This window comes from Corynebacterium sp. HMSC14H10, assembly GCF_001807105.1.
GTDB classification, from domain to species: Bacteria; Actinomycetota; Actinomycetes; order Mycobacteriales; family Mycobacteriaceae; genus Corynebacterium; species Corynebacterium jeikeium_D.
This window is the reverse complement of sequence record NZ_KV787443.1, coordinates 40,523-66,215: the sequence shown is the minus strand read 5'-3', so window position 1 is coordinate 66,215 and position 25,693 is coordinate 40,523. Positions and strand designations below refer to the sequence as shown.

Below are 25,693 nucleotides of genomic sequence, written 5' to 3'. Positions count from 1 at the left end.
GACGCGGCCTAGTCGATTTTCCGGGTGAACGGGCTCGTCGGAATGCGATTACCGGACTCCAGTCGACCCGTGTAATACGCCGTGGCCTCACCTTCAGTCAGCTCGACCTCGTACCAGCCATCACGGACATAATCAGCCGTTCGGTCCTGCCCGCCGACGAGAACACGTCCCGACACGTGCTCCAAAGTGACCTCCGGCAACTCCTTCGCCGTCTTGCTGAACACACGCAGGAAGCGGTCCGGGCCGCACACGGTAAGTTCGCGGTCTAGAAGTCCAATTCGCAGCTCTAATGTGCCGAGCACGGTGTGGTGCTCTACCTTGTTACCACTGTAAACAGCGAAAACAGCCTCACGGGAACCGTCGTTGACCAGCACAAGGTTGCCGTCTTTAAGGTAGGCGTGAAGCCGGTACGGTGTTGGCAGCGCGGTCGCCTGCTCGGACTCCTGCACTGGATAGTCACCGGCCGGCTCCGCCTCCCAGCGCTTCACAAACTCCGGTGCTGGCCCCGGCTGCTCTGGAAGCTGCATTCCCGCAGATGCCGAGAAGTCGAGTGTGGATACCAAATCACCACATACCCGACGACGCCAATCAGTGATATTTCCGCAGCTCACGCCGGTGACTTGCTCCAGGAAACGGATCACCGAAGTGTGATCGAAGACCTCTGAGGACACCAAACCACCCACCGACCACGGTGAAATGACAGTCATCGGGACACGGAACCCGAGCCCCTTCGGCTTGCCCAGGTACCACTCCCCCGGCTCATTCTTCGGCGGCAGCGGCGGCACCACATGGTCGAAGTAACCATCAAACTCGTCAAAGTTAATCAGGAAGACGGTCTTGGCCCACACCTCCGGGTTGGAGGCCAACGCATCCAACAGGCGGTAAGTGATATTCGCCGACTGAATCGGCGAGGACGCTCCCGGGTGCTCGCTTTCCGCGGCCGAAGGCACAATCCAGGACACCTTTGGCAGCTCCCCAGATTCAACATCCCGTCGGAAAGCGTCGGTTAGCGTGCCCGGCTGGCGGCGGTGCAGCGCGCGATCATAGAGATCCCGTTCCGCCTCAGGCAGCTTCTCCACAGCGGCATTCAGGCGGTCGACCATCTGCTGCTGCTCTGCAGTTGGCGGCGTGCCATCACCCATCGCCCCAAGCAACTCATAAAAGCCAGTCAGATCGAGCCCTGGCAGTCCGGCCTCGCGGATGACCTTGCGGCCAATATTTCGAAACGCGGCGAAGAAATCCAGGTTGTTGTCCGTGTAGTTATCCCACTCCTGGTAGACGCGCCATGGCACCCCAGCCGCCGAGAGATCCTCGGCATACGTGCGCCACCTGTACCCCGGGTGCGTCGACTCGTACGCCGCATTGCCAACCGCTCCAGTCCCCCACGGTTCCTTTCGGGTATCACCCGAGAAGAGGTAGTTACGGTTCGGGCTTGTCGACGTAGGCATTGAAGAAAAGTAGCCATCACAGATAGTGAATGTCTCTGCGAGTGCGAATTGGAACGCGATGTCCTGACGGTCATAGCAGGCCATCGTGCCTTTGCCCTTAGCCTCAATCCAGCCGTTGCAGCGTCCACCGTTTAGTGCAATCTGCCCGTCCTCCCAACCGTGCGGAAGACTTGCAATGTACTCCACCGAAAGATCACCGCGATTCGCAGCGTTTCGAATTAGGTACGGGCTAATCCCACTCTGGTTAAAAACACCCGGCAAAGCGGAATTGTCGTTGTACCCCCGCACACCTCGGAGAGTGCCGAAGTAGTGATCAAAAGAGCGGTTTTCCTGCATCAACACGACAACGTGCTCAACCTGGTCGAGGGAGCCAGCCGGTCGGGGCTGCGCGAGTGCATGGCGCAATGATGGCGGCAGCAGCGTGCTCGCAGCGGTGACGGCACCGACTCCTGCGGCAGTCTGCAGGAAATGTCGACGGGAAAACTCAGATATATTTTTAGGTGAAGTTGCCATAGGCATCTACGTTAAGAAGCGCAGATTACCAGCCGGCGAACTGCCGCTTAATTCTCCTCGATAAATCGCTCGAAACGGTCAACCACAGCCTGTGGCTCACGCGCCCACTGATTATGGCCAAGGCGCTGCTCAATGAACTCGTACTTCGCAGACTTAGGCAACATCCGAGCTAGCGCTTGCGCAGATTCCGCTGGGCAATCACGGTCACCGCCACAGTTCAGCAATAACGCTGGGGTAGTTACTTTCGGCATCTCAGCGGCATAGTCGATGTCTGCACCCCGTGGTCGCAGCAAGCCCGTGCGCGAGAAGCGCGCCCACTCCACCACATGATTGCGAGCCTGCCGACCGTAACCGGCCACATCGAACCTGCCTGCCGGCCAATAACCCAAAATCTGGGATACCACCTGCATAAATGGTGCACCGTAACGAAGCCGCTTGTACTCGTTGCCAGTAAAACACCTATAGTGCGGGGTGCCGGATCCGACCATCACCACGCCGGCCACATCCGCTTCCGGTCGGGCCAAATACAGAGAAGCAATCTGGCCGCCCATGGAATGACACAGCAAATAAACGGGAAGCTTCTCCCCTGCTGCCAGATGGTCGAATTCCTTCCGAGCACGAGCCACCGCCAAGGGATAATCCACCGACGCTAAATCCTGGTAGCCCCAATTGTGACGGCGGGTGGCCACCGCAGTCTGGTTACCCTGGCCGCGTAACTCCGAGGTCAGGACGCAAAAACCTCGACGCTGTAACTCTTGGGCAATCGGCCGGTAGTAGCGAGCACCCATGCCAAAGCCCGGCCAAATAACGACAATGCCCCGAGGCGAACCTTCGGGAAACCGAAGCGCCATCGGGGTCACGGAGCCATCTGGCAATGTCTCCTGCACAATACGTGGCTCGACTGGCGGTTCCCCGTTGACCATGCTTCCCCGAGTATCTTCCATTTCATAAACATTAATGGCTGAACGGAGGTTTTGTCAGGGGAACCGACAAGCCGATAACCAGACTTGGTATCGGCTTAGACGTCGAGGAAGCGAACGTCCTTCGCATTACGGGTAATGAACGAACGTCGTGAAGCGACGTCATCGCCCATCAGAATGGTGAACAGTTCGTCCGCCTTCTGCGCGTCCTCGAGGGCGACCTTACGCAGCACGCGGTGATCCGGATCCATGGTGGTATCCCACAGCTCAGCGGCGTTCATCTCACCGAGACCCTTGTAACGCTGAACACCATCGTCCTTGTTGATCTTGCGGTTGGCAGCCAGCCCCTCTTCCAGCAGCTGGTCGCGCTCAGCATCGGAGTAGGCGTAGCCCGGCTCACCCTTGGCCCACTTGAGCTTGTACAGCGGCGGCTGGGCGAGGTAGACGTGCCCTTCATCAATCAGCGGACGCATCAGACGGAACAGCAGCGTCAGTAGCAGCGTGGCAATGTGCTGACCATCGACGTCGGCGTCGGCCATCAGCACAATCTTGTGGTAGCGCAGCTTCTCGATGTCGAATTCGTCGTGAATACCGGTGCCCAGCGCCGTAATAATGGCCTGGACCTCGTTATTCTTCAGCGTCTTATCCAGGCGCGCCTTCTCGACGTTCAAGATCTTACCGCGCAGCGGCAAAATGGCCTGGAACAGCGAGTTTCGGCCTGCCTTTGCAGAACCACCTGCGGAGTCACCCTCCACGATGAACAGCTCGGACTGCTTCGGGTCCTTCGAGCGGCAGTCCGCCAACTTACCCGGAAGACCGCCAAGATCGGTCGCGGACTTACGACGCACCAGGTCACGGGCCTTACGAGCCGCCTGACGGGCATGTGCCGAAGCAATGGCCTTGTTAACAATGGCCTTGGCCTCAGCCGGATTGGCCTCCAGCCAGTGACCGATGTGCTCATTAGTCATGCGCTGGACGAAGGAACGCACCTCGGTGTTACCCAGCTTCGTCTTCGTCTGGCCCTCGAACTGCGGATCGGCGACCTTCACCGAAATCACGGCAGCAAGACCTTCACGGCAGTCCTCGCCGGAGAGGTTGTTTTCCTTCTCCTTCAACAGGCGGTGCTCACGCGCATAGCGGTTCATCAGCGATGTCAACGCAGAACGGAAGCCCTCTTCGTGCGTGCCACCCTCAATGGTGTTAATGGTGTTGGCGAAGGTGTGCACCGACTCGGAGTAACCCGAGTTCCACTGCATTGCAATCTCGACCTCGTGGCCGTCACCTGCAGCATCGAAGGAAATGATGGTCGGGTGGATGATGTTCTTCGACTTGTTCAGAGTCTCGACATAGTCCCGCAGACCATTCGGGTAGTGGAAGACCTTGCGGCGCTCCTTCGGCTTGGTGGTCTTCTCTGCCTTCTCCTTCTGCTCCTCAACCGCATCCTTGGCGATTTCAGCGGATTCGGTCTCCGCCTGCTCCGCCAGAGCCTCAGCCTCGAGCTCCTCCTCGGAGACACGCTTGTCCACCAACGTGATGGTCAGGCCCTTGTTCAAAAACGCCATCTCGCGCAAGCGGCGAGAGATGGTGTCGAACTTGAAATCGGTGGTCTCAAAAATCTCCGGGTCCGGCCAGAAACGCTGCGTGGTACCCGAACCGCGAGTCTTCTTACCTCGGATAATTTCTTCCGGAACAGCCTGGTCGAAGTTCTGGTACCAGGTGTAGCCATCGCGGATGACCTCGGTTTCCATGCGGGTCGACAGCGCGTTAACCACCGAAATACCCACACCGTGCAGACCACCGGAAACAGCGTAGGACTCGGAGTCAAACTTGCCGCCGGCGTGCAGCTGAGTCATAACCACCTGCACCGTCGGCATACCCGACGGGTGCATTTCGACAGGAATACCACGGCCGTTATCGCGGACCTGAACGCCGCCGTCTTCCAGCAGAGTGACCTCAACATCGGTGGCGTAACCCGCCATCGCCTCGTCGACGGAGTTGTCTACAACCTCCCACACCAGGTGGTGCAAGCCACGCTCACCAGTTGAGCCAATGTACATACCCGGCCGCTTACGCACGGCCTCGAGGCCCTCGAGGATGGTAATCGATGAGGCGTCATATTGATGTTCGGTAGCAGCCACGGTTCGGCGCGTCTCCTATTCTTGGTTCTCTCCCCGCACAACATTCGTCAGCGCGCGAAAAATAGGCCGGCGGTCAAGCGCTATCAGCGCCAGCCAGAACTACATAGGACTACTAGATAGGTCTGGCTAGTTTGGAAGTCGATAACGTCTCAAGAACCGCCTGCCGGTATTCTCCTGCCCATCTTACCCCAACGTAGTCCCCTACTGTGGATATAGCCGATGCGCTCAAAGGACCAAATTTCGCAGTTTTACGCATACCGACGGCTAATCGTAGACCGTTTACCGACCTTTACCCATAAGTATCACGCGGTCCTCGGCCCTCGATGTGCAATTTGCCCTTGCGCCAATTCGGCGCTTTCGGCCCCAGCACCTTAATTTCCTCAACCACCCCATCGCCGACGCGTTCCGCAATCGACTTCAAAACCTGTCGCTGCGCTAACCGCAGCTGTGTTGCCCATGCTGTCGATTGGCACTCGACCACCAAAGTGCCGTCCTTGAACTCCTTGACCTGGGAGTGTTCCGCGACAACCTTGCCGACCATCGAATCCCACTCCGTCATGATCACACCGTGGGCAATGTGGATCTGCCAGCCGCGATCGACTACTGCCTTATTCAGCACCGCACCAATCGGCGCAGGTCGACGGTCATATTTCCGGTACAGCCGAATCCCCGCCTCCTTCAATAGGCTCGGTGAAATCACCGTACCGGCACGATCTCGCACCACTGCTTGCGCTGCCCGCTGCTTATCGACGTCCGCAACAATCCCCTCCGCGGCCTTCACAGGCACACGGCTATCGAGGCCAGACCACGAGCCCTTCTTCTTCGGTGGCCGCTGGAGATTCGGTAACCTGTGACCGCCCTCCTTAGCGGCATCGCGCATGCGGAAGAAAGCGTCGCTGATCAGGTCCTTTTCTTCTTCCGGTGAGTTATCCGGCTCCATGTTCTCGACCATACCCGTCACTCTTCCGCGACTGGGTTTTCATCCAGCAGTGAGATTCGCCCCTGCTCAGTCTGCGCCACCGTCACCGTGTGATGAGTGACAGAAGAATCCTCGACCAGTGCCTGAGGCAACTCCTCCCCCACCGCCGAGGTGATCAACACCTGCTCAGCCTGCTGCGCGATCTCCATGAGAGCTTCCCGACGATGCCGGTCGAGCTCCGCAAACACGTCGTCAAGCACCAAGATCGGGTCGGGCCCATCGGCACGGAGCAAAAAGTACGCGCCGAGACGCAGCGCGAGTGCAAAAGACCAGGTCTCGCCGTGGCTAGCGAAGCCCTTGGCGGGGTCATTGCCGAGAATGAGGTCGAGATCATCGCGATGCGGACCAACGAGACAGGAACCGCGCTCAATCTCCGCGGTGCGGCGCTCCGCCATCTTCGTCAGCAGCAGTGCCTCGAGCAGCTCCGGTTCGCTGGGCAATGGCCCGCCATCCAGGCTGTCGACCTTCGGCGCATAGGCAATCGTGGCTGGGCGCGAGTGCGGGGCAAGCGTGGCATAGGCCTCGCTGACATGCTCGGAAAGCTCGGCGATCAAATCCATGCGCGCAGCCATTAACGCCGCTCCCACCTGCGCCAATTGCGCATCCCAGGTATCCAGCGTGCTCAGTGCGGCCTGCCCCTCCGAGGAAGAATAGCCACGGCGCAGCGTCGAGCCCGCCGACTTCAGCAGCGCATTCTTCTGACGCAAAATCTTGTCATATTGAATGCGGATACCGGCGGACAGTGGCCGTCGTAAAGCGAGCAAATCATCGATGTATCGGCGACGGGAAGCGGGCTCGCCCTTGACCAGCGTGAGATCCTCGGGCGAGAAAAAGACCGACTTAACGATTCCCAGCAGCTCCCGCGGAGACTTCAGCCGCGTGCGATTAATCTGCGCTTGATTCGCGCGATGCGGATTGATGAGCAGATGCGCCGTCAGCTCGCGGCCATCATTGACCGCCGTCGCCGAAATGCGTGCCGACGGGGTCCCCGAACGAACCAGCGGAGCATCCGTAGACACTCGATGCGAGCCGAGCGTGGAGAGATATCCAACGGCCTCAACAATATTGGTCTTGCCGTAGCCATTTTGCCCGGTAAATACGGTAATTCCAGGCGTGAACTCGACTTCCAACTCCGGCCAGGAGCGGAAGTCCCGCAAGGACAAATACCGAATGTGCATAGCCGCAAACTAGCCCGGCAGGCGCACAGGCATCAGCAGGTAAGTGAAGTCGGTCTCCGGCGTTGGGTAGAAGCCGTCCTCACCGAGCTCCGGGATAGCTTCCGGCTCTGGAATGAGAATCGCGGGACGCGACGGCTGCGTAAAGCCCAGCAGAACGCGGTGGGAGCGAACAGCGCTGAGCCCCTCGAGCAGGTACTGCGGGTTGAAGGCGATCAGAAGTGGTTCCCCATAGAAGTTGCAGGCCACAGTCTCTTCTGCGTGACCGACCTCGTCGCCATGAGCGGAAAGGACAACCTGGCCGTCGGAGAAGTCCATGCGAATCTGCGCACCGTGATCCGCCATCAGAGACACACGACGGATGGCATCCTGCAGCTGGTCGACACGGGCAACAGCCATGGAGGAATGCTGCTTCGGCAGCAGCGGACGGAACTTCGGGAACTCGGCGTCCAGCAGTCGCGTGGTAGTGCGACGAGGATCGGCGAGGATAGCCAGCAGACCTTCGGAGCCGACCTCACGATCATCAGATCCGTCGCCGAATGCCAAGGTCACTGGCTCGCTGGAAGTGGTATCGAGAGTGCGGGCAGTCTCCGCGAAGGTCTTTGCCGGGATGAGCAGCTTGGTCTCCCCCTCCGGGATCTGCTCCCACTCGAAACTGCGAACCGCCAGGCGGAAACGGTCGGTGGCAGCGAGAGTGACCTCGTTACCTTCGGTTTCCATCCGGATGCCGGTCAGCATCGGCAGCGACTCATCCTTGCCGGCAGCGATAGCGACCTGACCAATAGCCTCAGCCAACAGAGCGGCATCGACAGTGCCGGTAGCAGCCGGAGCTTCTGGTAGCTGCGGGTAATCCTCCAAGGTCAGACTTGGCAGTTCGAAGCGGGAAGAACCACAGCGAACGATGACCTTAGTGCCATCAAAGTGCATCTCTACCTGCTTATTCGGCAGCTTGGAGACAATGTCAGAAACCAACTTGCCATTGACGGCGAAGCGACCGGGCTCATCGACCTCTGCGCTAATACGAATCTGAGTCGAGACCTCGTAGTCATAGCCAGCGAGCTGCAGACCATTGTCATCCGCGAGAAAAATCATGCCACGCAGAATCGGCTGAGTCGGGCGTGCAGGCAGGTTACGAGCAACCCAGCTCACCGCACCCGCGAGATCGTCCTTAGCCGCGCGAATACGGACTTCGGTCTGCTCCATCGTTCCTCCACCGGTATTGGATGTCTGTTATTAGCCGTCTTTTGTGTTGTCAGCGCGCTATGTCAGCGCACATGACTGGAGTTACAAAGATTCCATCGTACAACTCTACTGCAGACTGCCAAAGACCTCACTGGGATTCTTGTAGTCCGTCTAGTGCTTAATCCTAGTTCTTACTCGTTCTTGGCATTTATGAAGTTGTGCGCGAGAGGTTGCTTGCCAGAGGTTGTGCGCAGGCCCCCTTTTATCTAGAAGTTTCTAGAGATTTTTAAGGTCGGGAGTAGTAATAGGGGGTGTGCACATTGTGAAATTACATGATTCCCGCTGGTCTTCACTGATTTCGCGCTGTGGATAACCAGTGCGTCTAACTGTGGATAACTTGGGGTGTCTGTGGATAGTGTTCGGGCTTCATCTTTCATCCACAAAATTTAGGAGTTGTCCACAGCTCTGTGCACGGAAAAACCGCAGTTAATAACAAGAATTCCGCACGCCGAACCCAAGGATTTTAAGCCGTGCCGCGAGCTCGGTCACGAATGCGTGTAGTCAGGTCGTTGACCTGGTCCTTTGAGGGCTTTTTCTCCTGAATTTCCTTAACAATCTTGCGTTCAGCGTGCAAAACCGTCGAATGGTCACGATTTCCGAACTCTCGGCCAATCGACGGCAACGAAAGCTCGGTGAAGGACCTCGTCAGGTACATAGCAATCTGGCGTGCATGAGCGACCGGGCGAGTCTTACCCGGGCCCACCAAATCCGCAACCGTTAGGTCGAAGTACTCAGCCGTGGTGGAGATGATGATCTCCGGGGTAATCTGCACCTCGATTTCGTCGGCACCGAGGATCTCCTGCGCAAACTTCAAGGTCACAGGCTCATGAATCATGGATGCGTGAGCACTAATCTGCAGGAGACGCCCCTCGAGCTCACGAATAGAAGACGAGGTGTTCTCCGCGATGTACTGGAGTACATCATGCGGAACGACCAGATCAGACAGCTGTGCCTTCTTCGACAGAATTGCGATTCGTGTCTCCAAGTCCGGGTATTGCAGATCCGGATTGAGCCCCCACTGGAAGCGGGTACGAAGGCGATCCTCCAGGGTCTTAAGTTCGCGTGGTGGGCGGTCCGACGACAGCACAATCTGGTGGTTGGACTGGTGCAGGGCATTGAACGTATGGAAGAACTCTTCCTGTGTACCTTCCTTGCCCTCCAAGAACTGGATGTCATCGATGATGAGCATGTCCAAATCGCGGTAGCGACGCTTGAAGGATTCCTGGGCGTCGTCACGCACGGAATTAATGAAGTCGTTGGTGAACTCTTCCGAGGAAACGTAACGAACCCGCAGGTTAGGGTACAAATGCTTGGCGTAGTGACCAATGCCGTGGAGCAGGTGCGTCTTGCCAAGACCCGAACCGCCGGAGATAAACAGCGGGTTGTAGGTGCGCCCCGGAGACTCTGCAACAGCGACGGCGGCTGCGGCGGCGAATTTGTTCTGCGGACCAATAACGAAGGTCTCGAAGGTGTAGTTCGGGTTGAGGGTGGGCTCCTCGAAAGGCATGCTCATCTCGGTTGGAGTGCCGTGGCTCTCGGAACGGAAAGGACTTGTGACCTGGCGCTGATCAGCAATAGTCATCGGATTCTCGGCAGATGAGTGCGAAAGCCCCTGGGCCATCGAATCTACGGCGTCCATCGATCGGCGTTGTGACTGGGCACTCTGCTGATTATGGACATTCGGCTGGTGCGTCTGCGACACCTGTGGCGTCTGCGTCGATCCCTGGTGCTGCTCGTGGAGATTGAAGTCGTTCGTATCTGCACTGGGGAACGGGTAGTTACGGCCAGACTGCTGCTGGTGCTGCTGGTTTGGCTGTTGACGCTGAGCTTGCTGCGAACGCGAAGCTGCAGATGGCATCTGCCCCGAGTGCTGTGCAGATGGTTGAGTGGTCTCTGCTGCCTGGCTATCTTCAGCGTCGTCAGCAGGATCGGCAACGGTGATGACTGTTTCCAACTCCTCGCCGGTCAGCGAGGCTAAGACGGCCTCGATAATGCCCTTGAGCTCTTCTTTTACCAGTGCCTGCACCACTGGCGATTGAGTGCTGAGCAGGAAAAAACCTGGAAAGTCACCAGTGTGCGTCACTGACCGCAGCAGTGCCTTGTGTGGCGGGCGTAGTGGTGCAATGCCCAACTCCGGCGCACCTTCTGGTGAAGTCAGGATAGAAACGACCTGCTCCCAGAGTCCACCTGGCAATTCTGGTTGTTCGCTCACTGTGTGAATGTCCTTTTACATGTTTACGTTCATCAAATTTATCGAGGCGACCTGTTTTTGTGGAGTGTTTTTGGCATGGCGAGAGCGCCATATCTGCCCATTTGGGGGCTATTTCTTGTAATTCGCCCTGTGGGGTGTTTCTACACAAGGTGCTATACGCCCCGAGCAGGACTTCCACATGTTTGTCCACACCTGTGGATAAACCTTGTCGCTAATTGACTAACAGTTTATCCACAGTTTGCCCACAATGAAAAATAGCCCCCTAGTCTGCGTTTACCTAGGTAAACACGTTATTTCCCCTGCTCGCTGTGATTCATGGTGTGGAAGTTATCCACAGCTAATGGGATAAACACCCTGTGGATTGCAGTGCATAGGTCAGTATTTCCACAGGTCAACATCGGTACCGTCGGAAAACTTGGAAAATGATTCTCCAGGTAAATCCGGCGTGTTGATTTGAATTTCTCGCTCGATTCGACGTAACCTATCTGGGTGTTTCATATCCATTGAGATATGAGTCCGAGCTTGTGCTTGGACCCGACAGAACGCATGTAGCTTTCAATCTGTCGGTAAGTAATTTTTCCGTGCATCACGGGAATGCGTCAGACGCATCGCTGCCTCGCACTCGAAGCGAGGAGTTTACTGCGGTGTGTTCAGCGTGGACTCGTGGTCGTTTGAGTTTCAAGGAGTGTCAACCGTGTCGAAGCGGACGTTCCAGCCGAATAACCGCCGTCGTGCACGCGTGCACGGCTTCCGTACCCGTATGCGTACCCGTTCCGGTCGCGCCGTTGTGGCAGCACGCCGCAGCAAGGGCCGTGCCCGCCTGTCCGCTTAAGCAAGAGGACACCGATTTCGGTGCTCCCTCAGAGCAATAAGCTGCGTTCTTCGCGTGACTTCACGGTCACCGTACGACGTGGACGCCGAATCGGACGCAAGACCTTGGTCTTGCATATTCGTGACACCGCCGCTTCTGGCGGTGAAGATAAGACCGATACGCAGATTGCCAGGTTTGGTGGTCCGCGTGTCGGTCTTGTCGTATCTAAAGCTGTGGGCAACGCCGTGACTCGTCACGCTGTATCCCGCAGGCTCCGCCATGTTATGGCCGCGGCCGCGCAGAATCTTCCGTCCACCATGGACATTGTCGTTCGCGCGCTGCCTGCATCTGCCACAGCCACCAGCCAGGAGCTGTCCCACGATGTGCAATCGGCACTCGCCACATACGAACGTCGGCGCTAATTCGCTTGACGACGGCCCCCTCGCTCAGACCCCCGGCGCACGTGTGGCTGAGAGGGCGATTCTCTTCTACCGCCGTCGTATCTCTAATCTGAAGCCCACGAGCACATGTCGTTTTGAACCGACGTGCTCCGCATATGGTCTTGAGGCTGTGCGCCGTTTCGGAGCTATTCGTGGCCTGTGGCTGACTTTCTTGCGCATCTTCCGTTGCGCACCCTGGCATCCGGGTGGCTGGGATCCAGTTCCTGCCACATTCCCCGGCCTGGGTTCGTGGTTGAGGCGAATGCACAGGTAACCTCTAGTAATGCTTAGCCTTTGACGGGGCTTTGTAGACGAAGGCGCGAGTGCGCTGTCCCCTAAAGAACGGAGTGATCTTAGACCGTGCTCAATTTCGTGTATGTGCCGATTTCGGCCATCCTGTGGTTCTGGCATAAGGCCTCAGGTTTCCTATTCGATCCCTCCTCGGGTATCTCCTGGGTGCTGGCCATTATTTTGCTTGTGGTCACCATCCGTATCCTCCTGTTTAAGCCGATGCTGAACCAGCAGCGTTCTGCCATCAAGATGCAGCAGCTCGCTCCTGAGATGCAGGCCATCAAGGAGAAGTACAAGAACGATCAGCAGGCTCAGGCTCTTGCTATGCGCCAGCTACAGAAGGAAATGGGTGTCAACCCGCTCGGCGGCTGTTTGCCGATTCTGGTTCAGATGCCTGTGTTCATTGGCCTTTTCCACGTGCTGCGTTCGTTCAACCGAACGGGTACGACGGGCAATGCGCTTCGCATGTCGGTGGAGCAGAACTGGAATACGCCTAACTACGTCTTCGGTGTAGATGAGGTGCGGTCCTTCCTGCTGGCTCGTGTGCTCAATGCTCCACTGTCCAGTTCGGTTGGTATGGGCGAGGATCAATACGCAGCCTTTACTGTGCCTGGTACGCCTGCGGACTTCACCCGCATGGACATCATGATCGTTGCCATTCCGCTGATTGTTATCGCGGCACTTGCAACGCACTTCAACGCTCGCATGTCTGTTGACCGCACGCGTGCCCGCCAGGAAGCCGGTCTGGTGAAGCGCCAGGAAGGCGTTATGGGTCAGCAGATGGACATGATGAACAAGATGATGCTTTGGTTCTTCCCAATCATGATTCTTGTTACCGGTGCTTTCTGGCACATCGGCCTTCTTGTCTACATGGTGACTAACAACGTCTGGACCTACTTCCAGCAGCGCTACATCTTCGGCAAGCTGGATGAGGAAGAGAAGGAAGCTGTCGCAGCTAAGAAGGCTGCCAAGCGCGAGGCACAGGAGAAACTCGCTCCGAAGGTTGGCCAGAAGCCAATCAATCCGAAGAAGGGTGGCAAGCGTCAGGCAGCGCAGAATGCGCAGCAGGCGCAGTCCGGTCAGGCCTCTGCAGCGAACAAGGCTTCTAGCCATCTTCCGGATGGTAATTCGGGGAAGGGACAGCAGGGCCCAGCCTCGAAGCCAGCGCCAGGACAGAAACCCGCAAATCGGAAGAACCGGAAGCGGAAAAAGAAATAGCTGAAGTGGAATCGCCCTTCGTCTACATAAGTTAATTAATCGAAACGCCCCGCAGTTGATGCGGGGCGTTTTTGCTTGCCTTGGTGCTCTATCGAGCAAACAACGTCACTGTTATTACAGGCATGTAATTTTCTCCGGGGCCTGGAGTTTGGCATCCAACTTTGATCAATGTTTCACGTGAAACATCGCTGTTGCACTGTCGTACACTAGGGGTAGTGAAAAGCTCGACGGGTGACGGCACAGCTGCCCCATTGTGCAAGAAAGGTTAGTGGAACTGTTGAGTAACCCCGAGAAGGACGTCGATAAGCAAGAAGCCTCCGCCGGTTTGGTCGATGCTGATTTGCGTTCGGTGATAGATACCGTGTTTGGAGAGAATGCCGATCGAGCATACCGCTACCATTCCTGGTTGGCTGAGGAGGCTACAGTCCGAGGTTTGATTGGGCCACGTGAAACTCCAAAGCTGTGGGATCGGCACATTATCAATTCTGCGGTAGTTGGAGAAGCGATAGGCAAGGGGCTTGTAGTTGCGGACATTGGTTCGGGGGCAGGCTTGCCCGGGATTCCGCTTGCTCTTGCACGACCAGATTTGAAGGTGGTTCTTGTAGAACCATTGCTGCGCCGTACGACTTTTTTGAACGAAGTTGTGGAAGATCTCGAGCTGGACAATGTGACCGTGGTTCGCGGCCGCGCTGAGGAGAAAGTGGTTCGCGCTGAGGTTGGCCAAGTAGATGTCGTCACTTCTCGCGCTGTTGCCCCTCTTGGGAAATTGGCGGGCTGGTCGCTTCCTTTAGTTAAATCCGGAGGCGCGATGGTTGCACTGAAGGGTGGAACTGCGCAAGAGGAGATTGATCGGGACGCAAAGCTTATTGCCAAGGCGAAGGGAACTAATCCCCGCGTTGTAGAGGTTGGCGGTTCCGTGTTGAGAACTTCGACGTACGCCGTGATTATTCAGAAGAAGTAGGTTGTAAGTCCCCCTCCCCTACTCCACTGCCGGTTCGCTTGTGTTTTGGTTTCGACATTGAGGCGCGTAGTGCCGTCGGGCTAGAGTGGGATAAGTATCGCGGTATGGCAAAGTCCTACCGGCCAAGGTGGATGTTTCACGTGAAACATTTCCACAATCGTCGGCGTCTAACGCTTGTTGGGGCTTGATGATTACGCTTTTGCAGATAGTTACTAAGTTTTTATTCGCACTCCAGTGGCCATGATTGGTGATTGCTGTGCTTGTAAGGGGAATAGTTAATGAGCCGGAAGTCCTGGCAAGACACACCCATCGCTGCGGCAGCTCAACGGGCAGCGCAAGTTAAGGCCCCGAACCGTTTATCGCTTCCACGCCCCGAACGCCCGCGCCGTATTACTATCGCCAACCAGAAGGGTGGCGTGGGCAAGACCACTTCGGCAGTCAACATCGCGTCGGCGCTCGCGCGACATGGTCTAAAGGTGCTAGTCATCGATAATGACCCGCAGGGAAATGCTTCTACGGCCCTGGGGATTGAGCATGTTTCCGGGACCCCGTCGACGTATGAGCTTCTAATTGGCGAACTACAGATTGACGATGTCATCCAGCGTTCCCCTGAATCTGAGAATCTCTTTTGTGTGCCAGCGACGTTGGACTTGGCGGGCTCCGAGATTGAGCTGGTCTCGCTCCTGAACCGTGAGCGCCGACTTCTCGATGCAGTGTCAGATCAGTACCTGATTGACAACGGCTTTGACTTTCTCATTATTGACTGCCCTCCTTCGCTCGGTCTGTTGACTCTGAATTCGATGACTGCCGCCAACGAGGTTTTGATCCCGATTCAGTGTGAGTTTTACGCCTTGGAGGGTGTGACTCAGCTGATGAATAACGTGCAGATGATTCGTCAGCATCTCAATCCGGAGCTACATATTTCTGCTGTGCTGCTCACTATGTTCGATGGCCGCACCAAGCTTTCGGAAGAAGTTGCCAATGAGGTTCGTAACTACTTCGGTGAGGTTGTGCTACGTAATCTCATCCCTCGATCCGTGAAGGTATCGGAGGCTCCGGGATATTCGCAGACCGTAATTTCCTACGATCCAGGGTCTCGGGGCGCAGTTGCTTATCTTGACGCCGCGAAGGAATTGGCAACGCGTGGCGACTATTCAGCAGTTCCGGGTGGAAGTGCGATTGGGCAAAAACCAGCTTCCTCCCCTACCCCGTCCAATTCCACTGAGACAAATTAAAGCCACTAGGAGTAGTAACCGATGTCGAATCAAAAAAAGGATCACCGCAAGGGAGGGCTCGGTCGCGGTATCGCCGCGCTGATCCCAACTGCTCCGGCGGCTAACCCCTCGGTAGGTGAGAGTGCCGCGGATATTATCTTCGGTCCCCGCCGTACCCAGGGGACGAAGCAGGCCGGAAGTAGCGGAGTTGCCGACGTACTGGGAACAGCCGCGACGGGATCCGGCACCTCGTTGACTGAAGGGAAAAACGCCGGAAAATCTGCAAAATCCGGCCAGAGCAAGCCTCATACCGACGAGGCGCAGAAACGTCACAGTGACGATAAGGCTATTGGTAAGTCTAGCGATGTTTCACGTGAAACATTGCCCTCGGCGACGTCGGGAGTAGTGGACCATAGCAGCGCGGAGCCGACCGATGTTGACGCTTCGGCCGCAAACGAGTTTGGCGCGACCTATCGCGAGATCGACTTGAAGCTGATCACGCCGAACCCGAAGCAGCCACGAGAGGTCTTCGATGAGGAGCCCCTGAATGAGCTCGCTCACTCTATTCGTGAGTTCGGTTTATTGCAGCCGATTATCGTACGACCAATCTCTGAGGATAGTCGTGCGGCCGCACTCGAGGCAGCGCGCAAGGAAGATCCGAACGCGCCGCAACCCGAGTTTGAAATCATCATGGGTGAACGGCGCTGGCGTGCTTCTCAGCGAGCTGGGGTCGACACGATTCCCGCCATCGTTCGCGATACTCCAAACCAGGACATGCTTCGCGATGCCCTACTAGAGAACATCCATCGCGTTCAGCTGAACCCACTCGAAGAGGCCGCTGCGTACCAGCAGCTACTCGAAGAGTTTGGTGTAACTCAGGCAGAGCTGGCGGATCGAATCGGTCGCTCGCGGCCCGTTATTACCAACATGATTCGACTCTTGCAGTTGCCGGTGGAGGTACAGCGACGAGTAGCGGTCGGTGTTCTGTCGGCTGGTCACGCACGTGCCTTGCTTGGAGTTAAGGCAGGTAAGGAAGAACAGCAGCGCCTCGCCGAGCGAATTGTTGCTGAAGGACTATCCGTCCGTGCGACCGAAGAAGCAGTGACATTACTCAATGCCGGCGAGCGACCGAAAAAGCAGCACCGCGAGCCCACTCCGCAGCCGGAGGTCCTTCACAATTGGGCTGACCGCCTGTCCAATTCTTTTGATACGAAGGTGACTGCCCAGATGGGCAAGCGTAAGGGCAAAATCGTTATCGAATTCGGCAACCTCGAGGACTTTGATCGCATCATGTCACTGATGCATCTCGACGAAGAGTAAACCCGGTTACTGTGACTGAAGTATTCATCGAGAAAATTTCGCTGGCCGACATCGAAGGAATCTATCCAGAGACGATGTTAAGCCTGTTTTGGGAACAGGGCATGGAGCATATCCGTACAGCAACTGCCCTACCCCAGTTCTCGACTGAGCCGCGCGAACCTAATTTGGACCCCAGCACGCCAGAAGAGGATGAAGCGCTCAACGGTGATTTAAAGCATTCGGACGGCCAACCCCCTACTCGGCCAGGCGGAGCTAGTGAAAGCCTCTTAAATGGCGATTTAAGCCCTGATTTAGCCGCCCAGGTGCGCTTGGAGAAGGAAGCATGGCTCAATACCGTCTACCTTTCCTGGGGACCGTGCGGATATTCACTACGACGAAAGCCACCGGCATCACTTATCGATGGGAAACTTGAGACCGTCGGCACGCTGCTCTTTGCTCCGCCACGCTTCTGCCCGACGACATTTTCCATGCCTTCCGGACCAATATCGCCGGATGCGATTGCGCTGACGAGTCTGCATTACAACGCTTTAGAGGTTGACGATGACATGCTCCGCGTGCTCATTGTGACCGCTCTGCACAAGCTCGCGCTGCGCGGGATTTCAGCGGTAGAAGCGTTTGGTTGCAGTGGCACGGCGGATTCTATGTCGGCATCCACGCCGTCGTCGCCAACGCCTGACGACGGTACGGAGAATCTAATCGCTGATTTCGAAGCGCAACTCGAAGAAAAGCTGAATCCAAAGCCGTGTATTTCAGATTCGTTGGCGGCGATTAACCATAACGCCGGTGATTTGATTCGTACGCGAACCCTTCTTGACTCCGGGTTTCGGGTGGTGACTCCACATCCGATTCATCCGAAACTCCGTATCGAGTTGGATGCGGAATTGGATTGGGACGAAGAAATCGGCCATGCGTTGGATCTAAGTGCGAAAGAACCCTTTATGCGCTCAAAGCTGTTCAGTCTTTAGCGCTGGGTTTCATTGGTCAGCCGTGTTTAGGCTTTTTCCTCTTCAATCAGCTGCGCAAAGCTGTAAGCGCCGGTCATTGGCTGCTGCTCTTCATCGCCCAGGTACAGACGCTTTACAGCGACAACGATAGATTCGGCAATTACGTCCCGCTGATCTGGGGAAGAAAGAATTGCGACGTCATCCTCGTTGGTCAGGTAACCAACGGCGACTTCCACCGTGGGCATCCTGGTCAGACGGAGGAGATCCCAGGTACGGGCGTGCGAGCGGCAGTCTACCAGGCTCGTACGGGCAACAATTTCTCGCTGGATAAGGCCAGAGAGCTGTTCGCCCAGAATGGAGTTGGAGCCCTTCATCGAGCCAAAGTAAAAGGTCGCAATACCGCTGGCGCGGTTGTTGTGATAGTGGTCAGCCTGCAGGGAGATGAAGACGTCAGCGCCAAATGCGTTGGCCATCTCAGCGCGATCCTCGATGGACGGATTGTCGGTACGAGGACGAGACAGAATAGTCTCTGCACCTGCCGCGACAAGGCGACCCTCAATGCGAGAGGCCAAATCCCAAAGAATCTCTTCTTCAGAAATCTGACCGTAAGGGCCGTCGACCACAATGCCGGGCTCCCCTGCCCCAAGACCTGGATCAATGACAATGCGCTTTCCAGAGAGCTTCGGCCCCATCGTGCGCAGTATTTCCTTCTCGTGGAAGGCGTTTACAGAGCCACCAGTAACCCTCCTGCCCAAGTAGCTGAGCGCCCGGAGAGTAACGGGACCACAGATACCGTCGGGCTCCAGCCCGTAATTGAGCTGGTATTCACGTACAGAGGCATCGGTCTTCGGGCCAAAGTGGCCGTCTACTCGGGCATCGTGGAAGCCGAGTTCCTGCAAGGTAGCTTGGAGAACGCCTACGTCCTCACCGGTCATTTGTGACAGTGGATCGTAGGACAGTACGCGGGTGCCCAGAGTGTACGAGGCTTCTCGCAGTAGGCGCAGGGTGCTGTCGCGGATAATCCCGTCGGCATAGACACCGCGGGACTGTTGGAACGCCAGAAGAGCGTTGCGCATGTCCTCATCAAAGAGGTCATCGTCACCAGACCACTGAGGCGAGTTCTCCTCCGCGGCTGAGCCCTCCCAATTGGGCAGAAGCCCAAGACGAGCCAGGGTAGAACGTACCTCGGCTACACGAGGTGACCTATCGCCCACCTTCAGAAACTCTGGCACGAAAACTCCCTTCCGAACTCCACAATTATGTTTAGGCCGTTGTGGGTCCTCACAACACTTAATCAGTATTACTGGCCAGTGAGCTAAACGAAACTTCAGTTAAGAAATCCCGCGCACTCTCAGAGGATATGGTCAGCAATACCTCTCAAGTTGGCGGCAACCTGGTTCCTTCACGGTATTAAGGAAGACGTAAACCGCCATTTCCAGCAAGATTACCAGGTCGCAGGCGCGAATTGATTGTTACGAGGGCGCGTCGGCTAGCCCGACGGCAGAACCCCAGGACTAACTCTAAATCACAACCACAACTTCAGTCACATCATAATGGGGTGTGTCCAACGAAGGTGGCAGTAGCGAAGTGACGGGTGGGCAGTCGTAACCTCGTATCGGATAAGGAGCAACCCCAAGTTCTTTTAAAGGTGCTTTTCGATGAGCGACGTGATTTCGCCCTTCGGGCGGACTCCGCGAATCTCTTCGACCTTCTTGCCGTCCTTGAATAGGAGCAGGCTTGGGATGGACATAATCTGGAACATGCCAGCCAGTGCACGCTCCTCATCGACGTTGACCTTGGCGATGACGGCCTTGCCATCGAGCTCGGTCGCAACCTCGTCCAAAACGGGAGCAATCTTCTTACACGGGCCACACCACTCTGCCCAGAAATCAACAAGCACCGGCTTATCGGATTCGAGGACATCGGACTTAAAGGTGTTGGCGGTGACGGTTACCGGAGCCATGAAATTCTTCTCCTTAGAATGAGCTCGTTTGAGTTCTTAGTGGTTTTGTTTTGTGGTCTTGATTCTAATTTTTCAACCTAGCTTCTTCAGCCTCGCGTACGGATTTGGCGCTCAAGGCGTCAAAAATTAGGGCTTCCGGTGGTGCGAGTGAAGTACTAAATTGTTAATTAATGGTGTTCTTGAGAACGCTGCAAGTGCTCGATGAGTACGGGGCGTACCGGGCTATAACACGTCCCGCTGCACCCTGATTGAGCTACAGCTAACAACAATTGGGCTTACCGACTATCGGATATTCCCCATAGTTGGATATCTGCAATCGTAGGGCTTATCCAACAATTGCGATACCCCAACTATTAGGTGTTTATCCAGCTAGTGCGACTGCCCTGCTGTCATCTACCGAGTAACAGTTTCCAAGTAGTGCTCAGCATCCAGCGCAGCCTTGCAGCCAGAACCAGCGGCGGTAATCGCCTGCTGGTAATGCGAGTCAACAACATCGCCCGCCGCAAAGACGCCCTTGAGAGAGGTCTGGGTGCTCGGAGCGGCTACCTGAATGTAGCCATTCTCATCGCAATCCAGCTGATTGCGAACCATCTGCGAACGTGGCTCGTGGCCAATTGCTACGAACATGGCAGTCACATCCAGGACGGACTTCTCACCAGTGACGGTGTCTTCCAGCTCGAGACCGGTAACCGAACCCTTGTCCTCACCAAGAACCTGGGACACAACCTTGTTCGTCGCAAAGCGAATCTTGTCATTGTTCTGCGCGCGCTCGACCATGATCTTCGACGCACGGAACTCATCGCGGCGATGGACAATCGTCACCGAGCGGGCGAACTTGGTAAGGAAGGTTGCCTCTTCCATTGCGGAGTCACCGCCGCCGATGACGGCGATATCGTGGTCGCGGAAGAAGAAACCATCACAGGTGGCACAGGCGCTGACACCATGACCAAGCAGCGCCTGCTCACCCGGAGCACCGACATAACGCGGAGCGGCACCGGTTGCCAGGATGACAGCGTGAGCCTTGTGCTCTTCTTCGCCAACCCAGACAGACTTGATATCGCCGGTGAGATCCATGCGATCGACAATCTCCATGCGCAGGTCAGCGCCGAAGCGCTCTGCCTGTGCGCGCATCTGATCCATCAGCTCTGGGCCCATGATGCCCTCGGAGAAACCTGGGTAGTTCTCCACATCGGTAGTCGTCATAAGCAGGCCGCCAAACTCGATGCCCTCGAACACCACAGGCTTCAGGTCGGCACGGGCTGCGTAGGTGGCAGCCGTGTAACCGGCGGGACCGGAACCGACGATGATCAGGTCGTGAACGATATCGCTCATGAAGACTCCTATAATTTTTATCTCTCACATCACATGGCGCACAGTGATGCTCAGTAGTAAGCAAATTTTTCAGCTCCGGGAAAGAAATTACCGGAACCAGCCACCTCAACCAACGTGAGGTTAGCCATCTCTATTCCCCCAGCCTCTCCCCTGCTCCGCAGTTGTTAGGCCACCTGCACTTCTTCCAATTGTCGCCGAAGCGTACGACGCGCCCGCGCCCGCCGAGACTTCAACGTCCCGCTCGGCTGCCCAATACTGCGAGAGGTCTCCTGCAGCGAATATCCAAAGATGTCCAAGTACAGCAGGGCATCCCGTTGATCCGTTGGCAGCTGCTCCAATGCGGCGGCCATAGTCACACGTAGCGGAACATCCGGGCAGGGAATCGGCTGTGAACTCATAAACGTCTCAAAATCCTCCTCCTTATCGCAGAGAGGGATCTCCCCGAAACGACCGCGGTTGTGGTCAATACACGCATTCTTCACGATGCACGTCAGCCACGTCGCCACCGTTGAACGCCCGCGAAAGCTCGCCGCCCCCGCAATTGCCCGCGCCAGACCCTCCTGTACCCCATCCAAGGGATCGAAATCATCCCGACGATAGCGCCGCGCCATTGCTACCAACTGCGGATAATAACGCCGTGCCAACACCGCGAACGCGCGACGATCCCCCGCCAGGTGCGCCTTCAATAATTCACGATCGACCTCGTCCGCAGATGCATGCTTTTGCATACCGACGACGCCACAATCCCCCAGTCGCCGACCCATGCGGGCCTTACGGTGACTGTCCCCAATTCGATTTCTTCCCCCAAAGTTCATGGCTCCTATGCAAACACGAAACCCGCGCTCTCCGCTTGGCAAAACTGCCGTGGAGACCGCGGGCTGTGGATGAATTTCAAAACGTCCCAGTAGCTGTGGATAACTTGGGACAACTTGAACTGTTGCCACCTAAGGCAAGCTCAGAGCGTTATTCCGTACCACGCACCTGAATGTCGCCAATAGCAACTGGCAGCAACGAATCCGGAGATTGCTCAGCCAGATTGCGGTCGCCGACAAGTGGGTTGTCCGCATCGGAATTCTGCGACTCAGCATCAGCATCAGCATCTGTATCAGCGTCAGTGTCTGAGTCGCTGTCGGCTACCGCTTCCGCAGCCGTCGGCAAGCCGGAGATCCAGACAACAAGGTTCTTCCACTCAGTGTCGCGGCTATCGATTTCAATGGTCGTCGTATCTGAGGTGGCAGTAGCGCTTCCGAGAACCGTTGTGTCATCCAAGTTCGTCGAGTCAGCATCTCGTAGGCCGCGAACTTCAATGTGTGCGCCCGGGGTCGCCGCGACCTTAAGTTCTCGAATGGTTGCCGGTTCATCCAGAGTGACCCGAATACCAACGCCAGGTTTGAAGTCCTCTGGACGATTGCCGAACTGGCTGAGGTAAGTCGAAGTTACCCAGAAGCTTTCCTCGTCACTATCGATGGTCAGCTCAGCCATGTCCGGATTGTCTGGACCGGCTGCCGGGTTGTCGCTGTCGGCCTGCCACTCGTTAGCGTCGGCAAGCGAAAGCGTCGTGATCGGAGCCGGGCCGCGTCGTACGGACTCGGAGTTAATCGGTGCGTCCGAGGAACGGTTAACCAGACCAAAGATGCCCGCGGCGACAAGTGCACCGACAATGACTACACCGACAACGACTGCGCCGGTGCTGAATGCGCGGGTGCGATTCTTGGTGTGGCGAGCGTTTGATTGGGCTACACCGTCGGCATCGACGGATTCGCGCGCACCGGTGTCGGGGTCGATTGCGAGAAACTCCGAAGAGTCGGGGCCGAGCGCTGCAGTGCGCAAATCCTCCGCGAGTGTGCGAGCTGGCGACTCCTGTTGGTTGAAGTTCTCCGGGCGAACCTGCTTCGCGCGGTCGATGGCAGCAGAAATATCGGAGGGGATATTTGGCACGTTGTAGAACAGCTCGTCGATGACAGAAAGCAACGCGTTGTAGTCCGAACGTTGCGAGCTATCGGGCAAAACGACGGGGAAAGCGTCGTAGATGTGGCCGTCGCTGCTGATGCGCAATTGTCCAGGCTTGTTTGTCAGGCCAAGGCAGCGCCCAGATTCGTGGGCGTCGGCGATTGTCTCGGCAAGTGATGCTATTGCGAGTGCCAGGGCATCCGGGTGGGCGGCCTGATCGAACCGCTCAATACCGATACTGCTGGTCCAGTCGGCGACGATGAGCACCTCGGTGCGTGTCTTCGCCACACTATGAATGCGGGACATCCCGGTGCCAGCCAGGTCACGCAGCTCATTGGTCGTCGTGGCAATCTTCTGGGCGGCAACCGATGGCGAAGTGTCGTAGTACGGCAGTGCAATCGTGTCGACGAAGACAAGTGCGACATCTGAGTTGTCGGGATCGCCCATATCCATGGCACGCCACAGGCGCAGACCTGGGTAGGTTGCGACTTCAGAACGCAGACGGAAACGACCACCTGAGACCATCTCGCCGGGTACATAGCGGGTTGGGCGAGAACCCTGCGTCGGCATCGGCGGCAGCAGCGGCGAAGCGGTGAAGCCCTCGTTTGCCAGACCCGTGGCCTCGCCGATCAGGTTCGACGGGGCAATCGAGAAAGCATCAGCGGCGAAGCCACGTTCGCGCTCCATATCCTCACGGTCGGCGACGGCATTGTCGGCTGCATGAGGCTGCGGAGCAAAGCGGCGTAGACCCGGGATGCGGCCGAGGAAGCCACCCAGAACGCGGACCTCTTCCAATGGAGCCTGAGCGAGCACCAGGCCGGTACCGATGAGGAAGACCACGCCGGTGACGATGGTCTGCAGCAGCACGCCGAAGGAACCGAAGAAATCGAACAGCACAAGGTCGGTCAATGCGAATGCGCCCCAGGCGACGGCGACACCGACGAGCGACGCCCCCAGTGCCCACAGCACGGTGTGGACGGTCGCCTTACTGTCCAAGTGTCCGAGAGTGCGGCGCAAGAGCAAGAAGCCAATTACCGCGCCGGCGACGAAACCGAAACCGTTGGCGGCACCGAGCAACACGACGACGGTCTCATCGTCAGAAGCCAGACGAGGAGCGAAGAACGACAGAATCACCTTGACGGTGGTAATGCCGAGGATGATGAAAGTCGGGGTCCAGGCCTCTTCACGGGCGTAGAAAACACGCAAGTGCAAAAGCACAATGGCGTATGGAATAAGCGAGAACGCCGAGAAGGACAGCGTCCAGCCGAGAATCTCTGCGGTTTCGCGGGGGAACTCCAGATACGCAAAAAGACCGACGGCGATGGGGCGGCCGAATGCGGTGAAGAATGCGACGATCGGCACCAGCGCAATCATGGTCAGGCGCGTACCGATGGACAGATCGCGGACCACTGCCCCATCATTGCCGTCGGCTGCATTGCGGGACAGTCGCGGCATGATGGCGGTCAGCAAGGTAACGCCGATGATGCCGTAGGGCACCTGCAACAGCAGCCACGCCTGCTGGTAAATCGTCGGCGCGGCCTTGGAGGCAGTCGAGGCAATATTGGTGGTGATGAAGTAACCAGCCTGGGAAATTGCCACGTAGGTAATAATCGCGACACCCATGCCGGTGAACTGTTTGATGCGGTCGTCGATACCCCACAGCGGACGCAAATCAATGCCCGCGCGCTTGAGGTAGGGAATCATGATGGCTGCCTGAATGACGACACCCAGGGTGGTACCAAGACCCAAAAGCAGGATGTGCGGATCGGAGAGTGAACCGTCCGAATCCGGACTCAATTGGCCGGGCAGGAACAGATATAGCAAGAGCGTGGCAATGGCCACGACGTTGTTGGCGACAGGTGCCCACGCACCGGGTTTAAAGATTCCCTTGGTGTTTAGCACCGCCATGAGCAGCGCAAATATGCCGTAGAAGATAATCTGCGGCAATAGTAAGAACGCAAATGACGTTGCCAGCGGAACGTTGACCTTACCGGCCTCGTTAAGGCTCAATCTGGTCAACAGTGGCGCACCTATCACCGCCAGCACCGTCACCACTGCCAACAGCGTCATAGAGACAGTCAAGAGACGTCTAATGAAGGCGGCACCGTGATCTGGATCCTCCTTCTCCGCGCGCACCAACACTGGCACCACCAGAGAAGTCAGCACTGCGCCGAGGACGATTTCCGTAATCAGGTTCGGCAGTGTGTTGGCGACGTTGAAGGCTGAAGCCACAGCCGGACCCAGCGTCGCGCCGATGAGCAGGTTTCGCAAAAAACCCGTAATGCGCGAAATCAGGGTAGCGATTGCCATCGAGCCCGTGGAGGCGACGATGTCCGAGTTCGACTGTCCCTGATTTGCGTCCGCCGTCGAGCCTGCGGAGGAATCGCTGGAAGCGGTTGCTGTCGCAGTTGCCGCCTTTGCTGGCGATGGTGATGCCGATTCCGTCATCGCGTCAGTGGCGGTATCGGCATTTGCCTTATGGCCGGATACGCGAGTTAGGTCCGGGGCCGCTTCGGCCGGCTGAGATTCAGCCGTTGGCCGCGCCGCCGGAACCGGAGCCGGTGGCGCGGGGCGACGAATGCGGCCTCGAAGTCCAGATTTATGCGCGTCTGAGTCAGTCAC

Annotated in this window: 20 protein-coding genes; 8 read left to right on the top strand and 12 right to left on the bottom strand. The window is 56.9% G+C overall.

Features of this window, described 5'->3' with window-relative positions:
- Nucleotides 1-8 precede the first annotated feature (8 nt).
- From HMPREF3135_RS08855 to dnaA, 7 genes are all read right to left on the bottom strand, one after another.
- Nucleotides 9-1,961, bottom strand: coding sequence for an alkaline phosphatase family protein (locus HMPREF3135_RS08855; RefSeq protein WP_070439206.1), 1,953 nt, complete (start codon nucleotides 1,959-1,961; stop codon nucleotides 9-11).
- 47 nt (nucleotides 1,962-2,008) lie between these two features.
- Nucleotides 2,009-2,905 (bottom strand): alpha/beta fold hydrolase, encoded by an 897-nt coding sequence (locus HMPREF3135_RS08850; protein ID WP_368664798.1) that lies wholly within the window; start codon nucleotides 2,903-2,905, stop codon nucleotides 2,009-2,011.
- 74 nt (nucleotides 2,906-2,979) lie between these two features.
- On the bottom strand, nucleotides 2,980-5,019 hold the full coding sequence (gene gyrB / locus HMPREF3135_RS08845) for a DNA topoisomerase (ATP-hydrolyzing) subunit B (protein ID WP_016421743.1): 2,040 nt from the start codon (nucleotides 5,017-5,019) through the stop codon (nucleotides 2,980-2,982).
- 289 nt (nucleotides 5,020-5,308) lie between these two features.
- Nucleotides 5,309-5,971: a DciA family protein gene (locus HMPREF3135_RS08840; RefSeq protein WP_070439200.1), complete on the bottom strand. Its 663-nt coding sequence runs from the start codon at nucleotides 5,969-5,971 to the stop codon at nucleotides 5,309-5,311.
- 5 nt (nucleotides 5,972-5,976) lie between these two features.
- On the bottom strand, nucleotides 5,977-7,176 hold the full coding sequence (gene recF, locus HMPREF3135_RS08835) for a DNA replication/repair protein RecF (protein ID WP_049170115.1): 1,200 nt from the start codon (nucleotides 7,174-7,176) through the stop codon (nucleotides 5,977-5,979).
- A gap of 9 nt (nucleotides 7,177-7,185) precedes the next feature.
- The gene (gene dnaN, locus HMPREF3135_RS08830; RefSeq protein ID WP_048731377.1) at nucleotides 7,186-8,376 is read right to left on the bottom strand and encodes a DNA polymerase III subunit beta; all 1,191 of its coding nucleotides are present in this window, start codon (nucleotides 8,374-8,376) and stop codon (nucleotides 7,186-7,188) included.
- A gap of 502 nt (nucleotides 8,377-8,878) precedes the next feature.
- The gene (gene dnaA / locus HMPREF3135_RS08825) at nucleotides 8,879-10,627 is read right to left on the bottom strand and encodes a chromosomal replication initiator protein DnaA (RefSeq protein WP_070439197.1); all 1,749 of its coding nucleotides are present in this window, start codon (nucleotides 10,625-10,627) and stop codon (nucleotides 8,879-8,881) included.
- 694 nt (nucleotides 10,628-11,321) lie between these two features.
- Between dnaA and rpmH the strand changes: the two genes are divergently transcribed.
- The 8 genes from rpmH (at nucleotide 11,322) to HMPREF3135_RS08790 (ending at nucleotide 17,847) form a co-directional block, all read left to right on the top strand.
- Nucleotides 11,322-11,459, top strand: a complete 138-nt coding sequence (gene rpmH / locus HMPREF3135_RS08820; protein WP_005511646.1) for a 50S ribosomal protein L34 — start codon at nucleotides 11,322-11,324, stop codon at nucleotides 11,457-11,459.
- Nucleotides 11,460-11,479: 20 nt separating this feature from the next.
- Nucleotides 11,480-11,860, top strand: coding sequence for a ribonuclease P protein component (gene rnpA, locus HMPREF3135_RS08815; protein ID WP_049170110.1), 381 nt, complete (start codon nucleotides 11,480-11,482; stop codon nucleotides 11,858-11,860).
- Nucleotides 11,820-12,152 (top strand): membrane protein insertion efficiency factor YidD, encoded by a 333-nt coding sequence (gene yidD / locus HMPREF3135_RS11225; protein WP_080969543.1) that lies wholly within the window; start codon nucleotides 11,820-11,822, stop codon nucleotides 12,150-12,152. Before rnpA ends, yidD begins: the two co-directional genes overlap by 41 nt.
- Before the next feature lie 86 nt (nucleotides 12,153-12,238).
- The gene (yidC, locus tag HMPREF3135_RS08810) at nucleotides 12,239-13,387 is read left to right on the top strand and encodes a membrane protein insertase YidC (protein WP_049189412.1); all 1,149 of its coding nucleotides are present in this window, start codon (nucleotides 12,239-12,241) and stop codon (nucleotides 13,385-13,387) included.
- Between the two features lie 325 nt (nucleotides 13,388-13,712).
- Nucleotides 13,713-14,348, top strand: a complete 636-nt coding sequence (rsmG, locus tag HMPREF3135_RS08805; RefSeq protein WP_083280649.1) for a 16S rRNA (guanine(527)-N(7))-methyltransferase RsmG — start codon at nucleotides 13,713-13,715, stop codon at nucleotides 14,346-14,348.
- Between the two features lie 278 nt (nucleotides 14,349-14,626).
- Entirely contained in the window at nucleotides 14,627-15,583 is a 957-nt protein-coding gene (locus HMPREF3135_RS08800) for a ParA family protein (RefSeq protein ID WP_016421734.1), read from the top strand.
- Between the two features lie 21 nt (nucleotides 15,584-15,604).
- Nucleotides 15,605-16,882 carry a ParB/RepB/Spo0J family partition protein gene (locus tag HMPREF3135_RS08795; RefSeq protein ID WP_070439194.1) on the top strand — a complete coding sequence of 426 codons (1,278 nt, stop codon included), beginning with the start codon at nucleotides 15,605-15,607 and terminating at the stop codon, nucleotides 16,880-16,882.
- Nucleotides 16,883-16,893: 11 nt separating this feature from the next.
- Entirely contained in the window at nucleotides 16,894-17,847 is a 954-nt protein-coding gene (locus HMPREF3135_RS08790; RefSeq protein ID WP_049170104.1) for a hypothetical protein, read from the top strand.
- Between the two features lie 26 nt (nucleotides 17,848-17,873).
- Here the strand turns inward: HMPREF3135_RS08790 and HMPREF3135_RS08785 are convergent, their stop codons facing one another.
- The 5 genes from HMPREF3135_RS08785 to HMPREF3135_RS08765 all read right to left on the bottom strand — a co-directional run bounded on the left by HMPREF3135_RS08785 (nucleotide 17,874) and on the right by HMPREF3135_RS08765 (nucleotide 25,693).
- On the bottom strand, nucleotides 17,874-19,058 hold the full coding sequence (locus tag HMPREF3135_RS08785; protein WP_048733139.1) for an N-acetylmuramoyl-L-alanine amidase: 1,185 nt from the start codon (nucleotides 19,056-19,058) through the stop codon (nucleotides 17,874-17,876).
- A 410-nt stretch (nucleotides 19,059-19,468) separates the two neighbouring features.
- Complete coding sequence (trxA, locus tag HMPREF3135_RS08780) at nucleotides 19,469-19,789, bottom strand: thioredoxin (protein WP_016421730.1); 321 nt, start codon at nucleotides 19,787-19,789, stop codon at nucleotides 19,469-19,471.
- Nucleotides 19,790-20,182: 393 nt separating this feature from the next.
- The gene (gene trxB, locus HMPREF3135_RS08775) at nucleotides 20,183-21,121 is read right to left on the bottom strand and encodes a thioredoxin-disulfide reductase (RefSeq protein ID WP_049170102.1); all 939 of its coding nucleotides are present in this window, start codon (nucleotides 21,119-21,121) and stop codon (nucleotides 20,183-20,185) included.
- 164 nt (nucleotides 21,122-21,285) lie between these two features.
- Nucleotides 21,286-21,849 carry a sigma-70 family RNA polymerase sigma factor gene (locus HMPREF3135_RS08770; RefSeq protein ID WP_042389015.1) on the bottom strand — a complete coding sequence of 188 codons (564 nt, stop codon included), beginning with the start codon at nucleotides 21,847-21,849 and terminating at the stop codon, nucleotides 21,286-21,288.
- A gap of 235 nt (nucleotides 21,850-22,084) precedes the next feature.
- Nucleotides 22,085-25,693, bottom strand: coding sequence for a murein biosynthesis integral membrane protein MurJ (locus HMPREF3135_RS08765; RefSeq protein WP_070439191.1), 3,609 nt, complete (start codon nucleotides 25,691-25,693; stop codon nucleotides 22,085-22,087).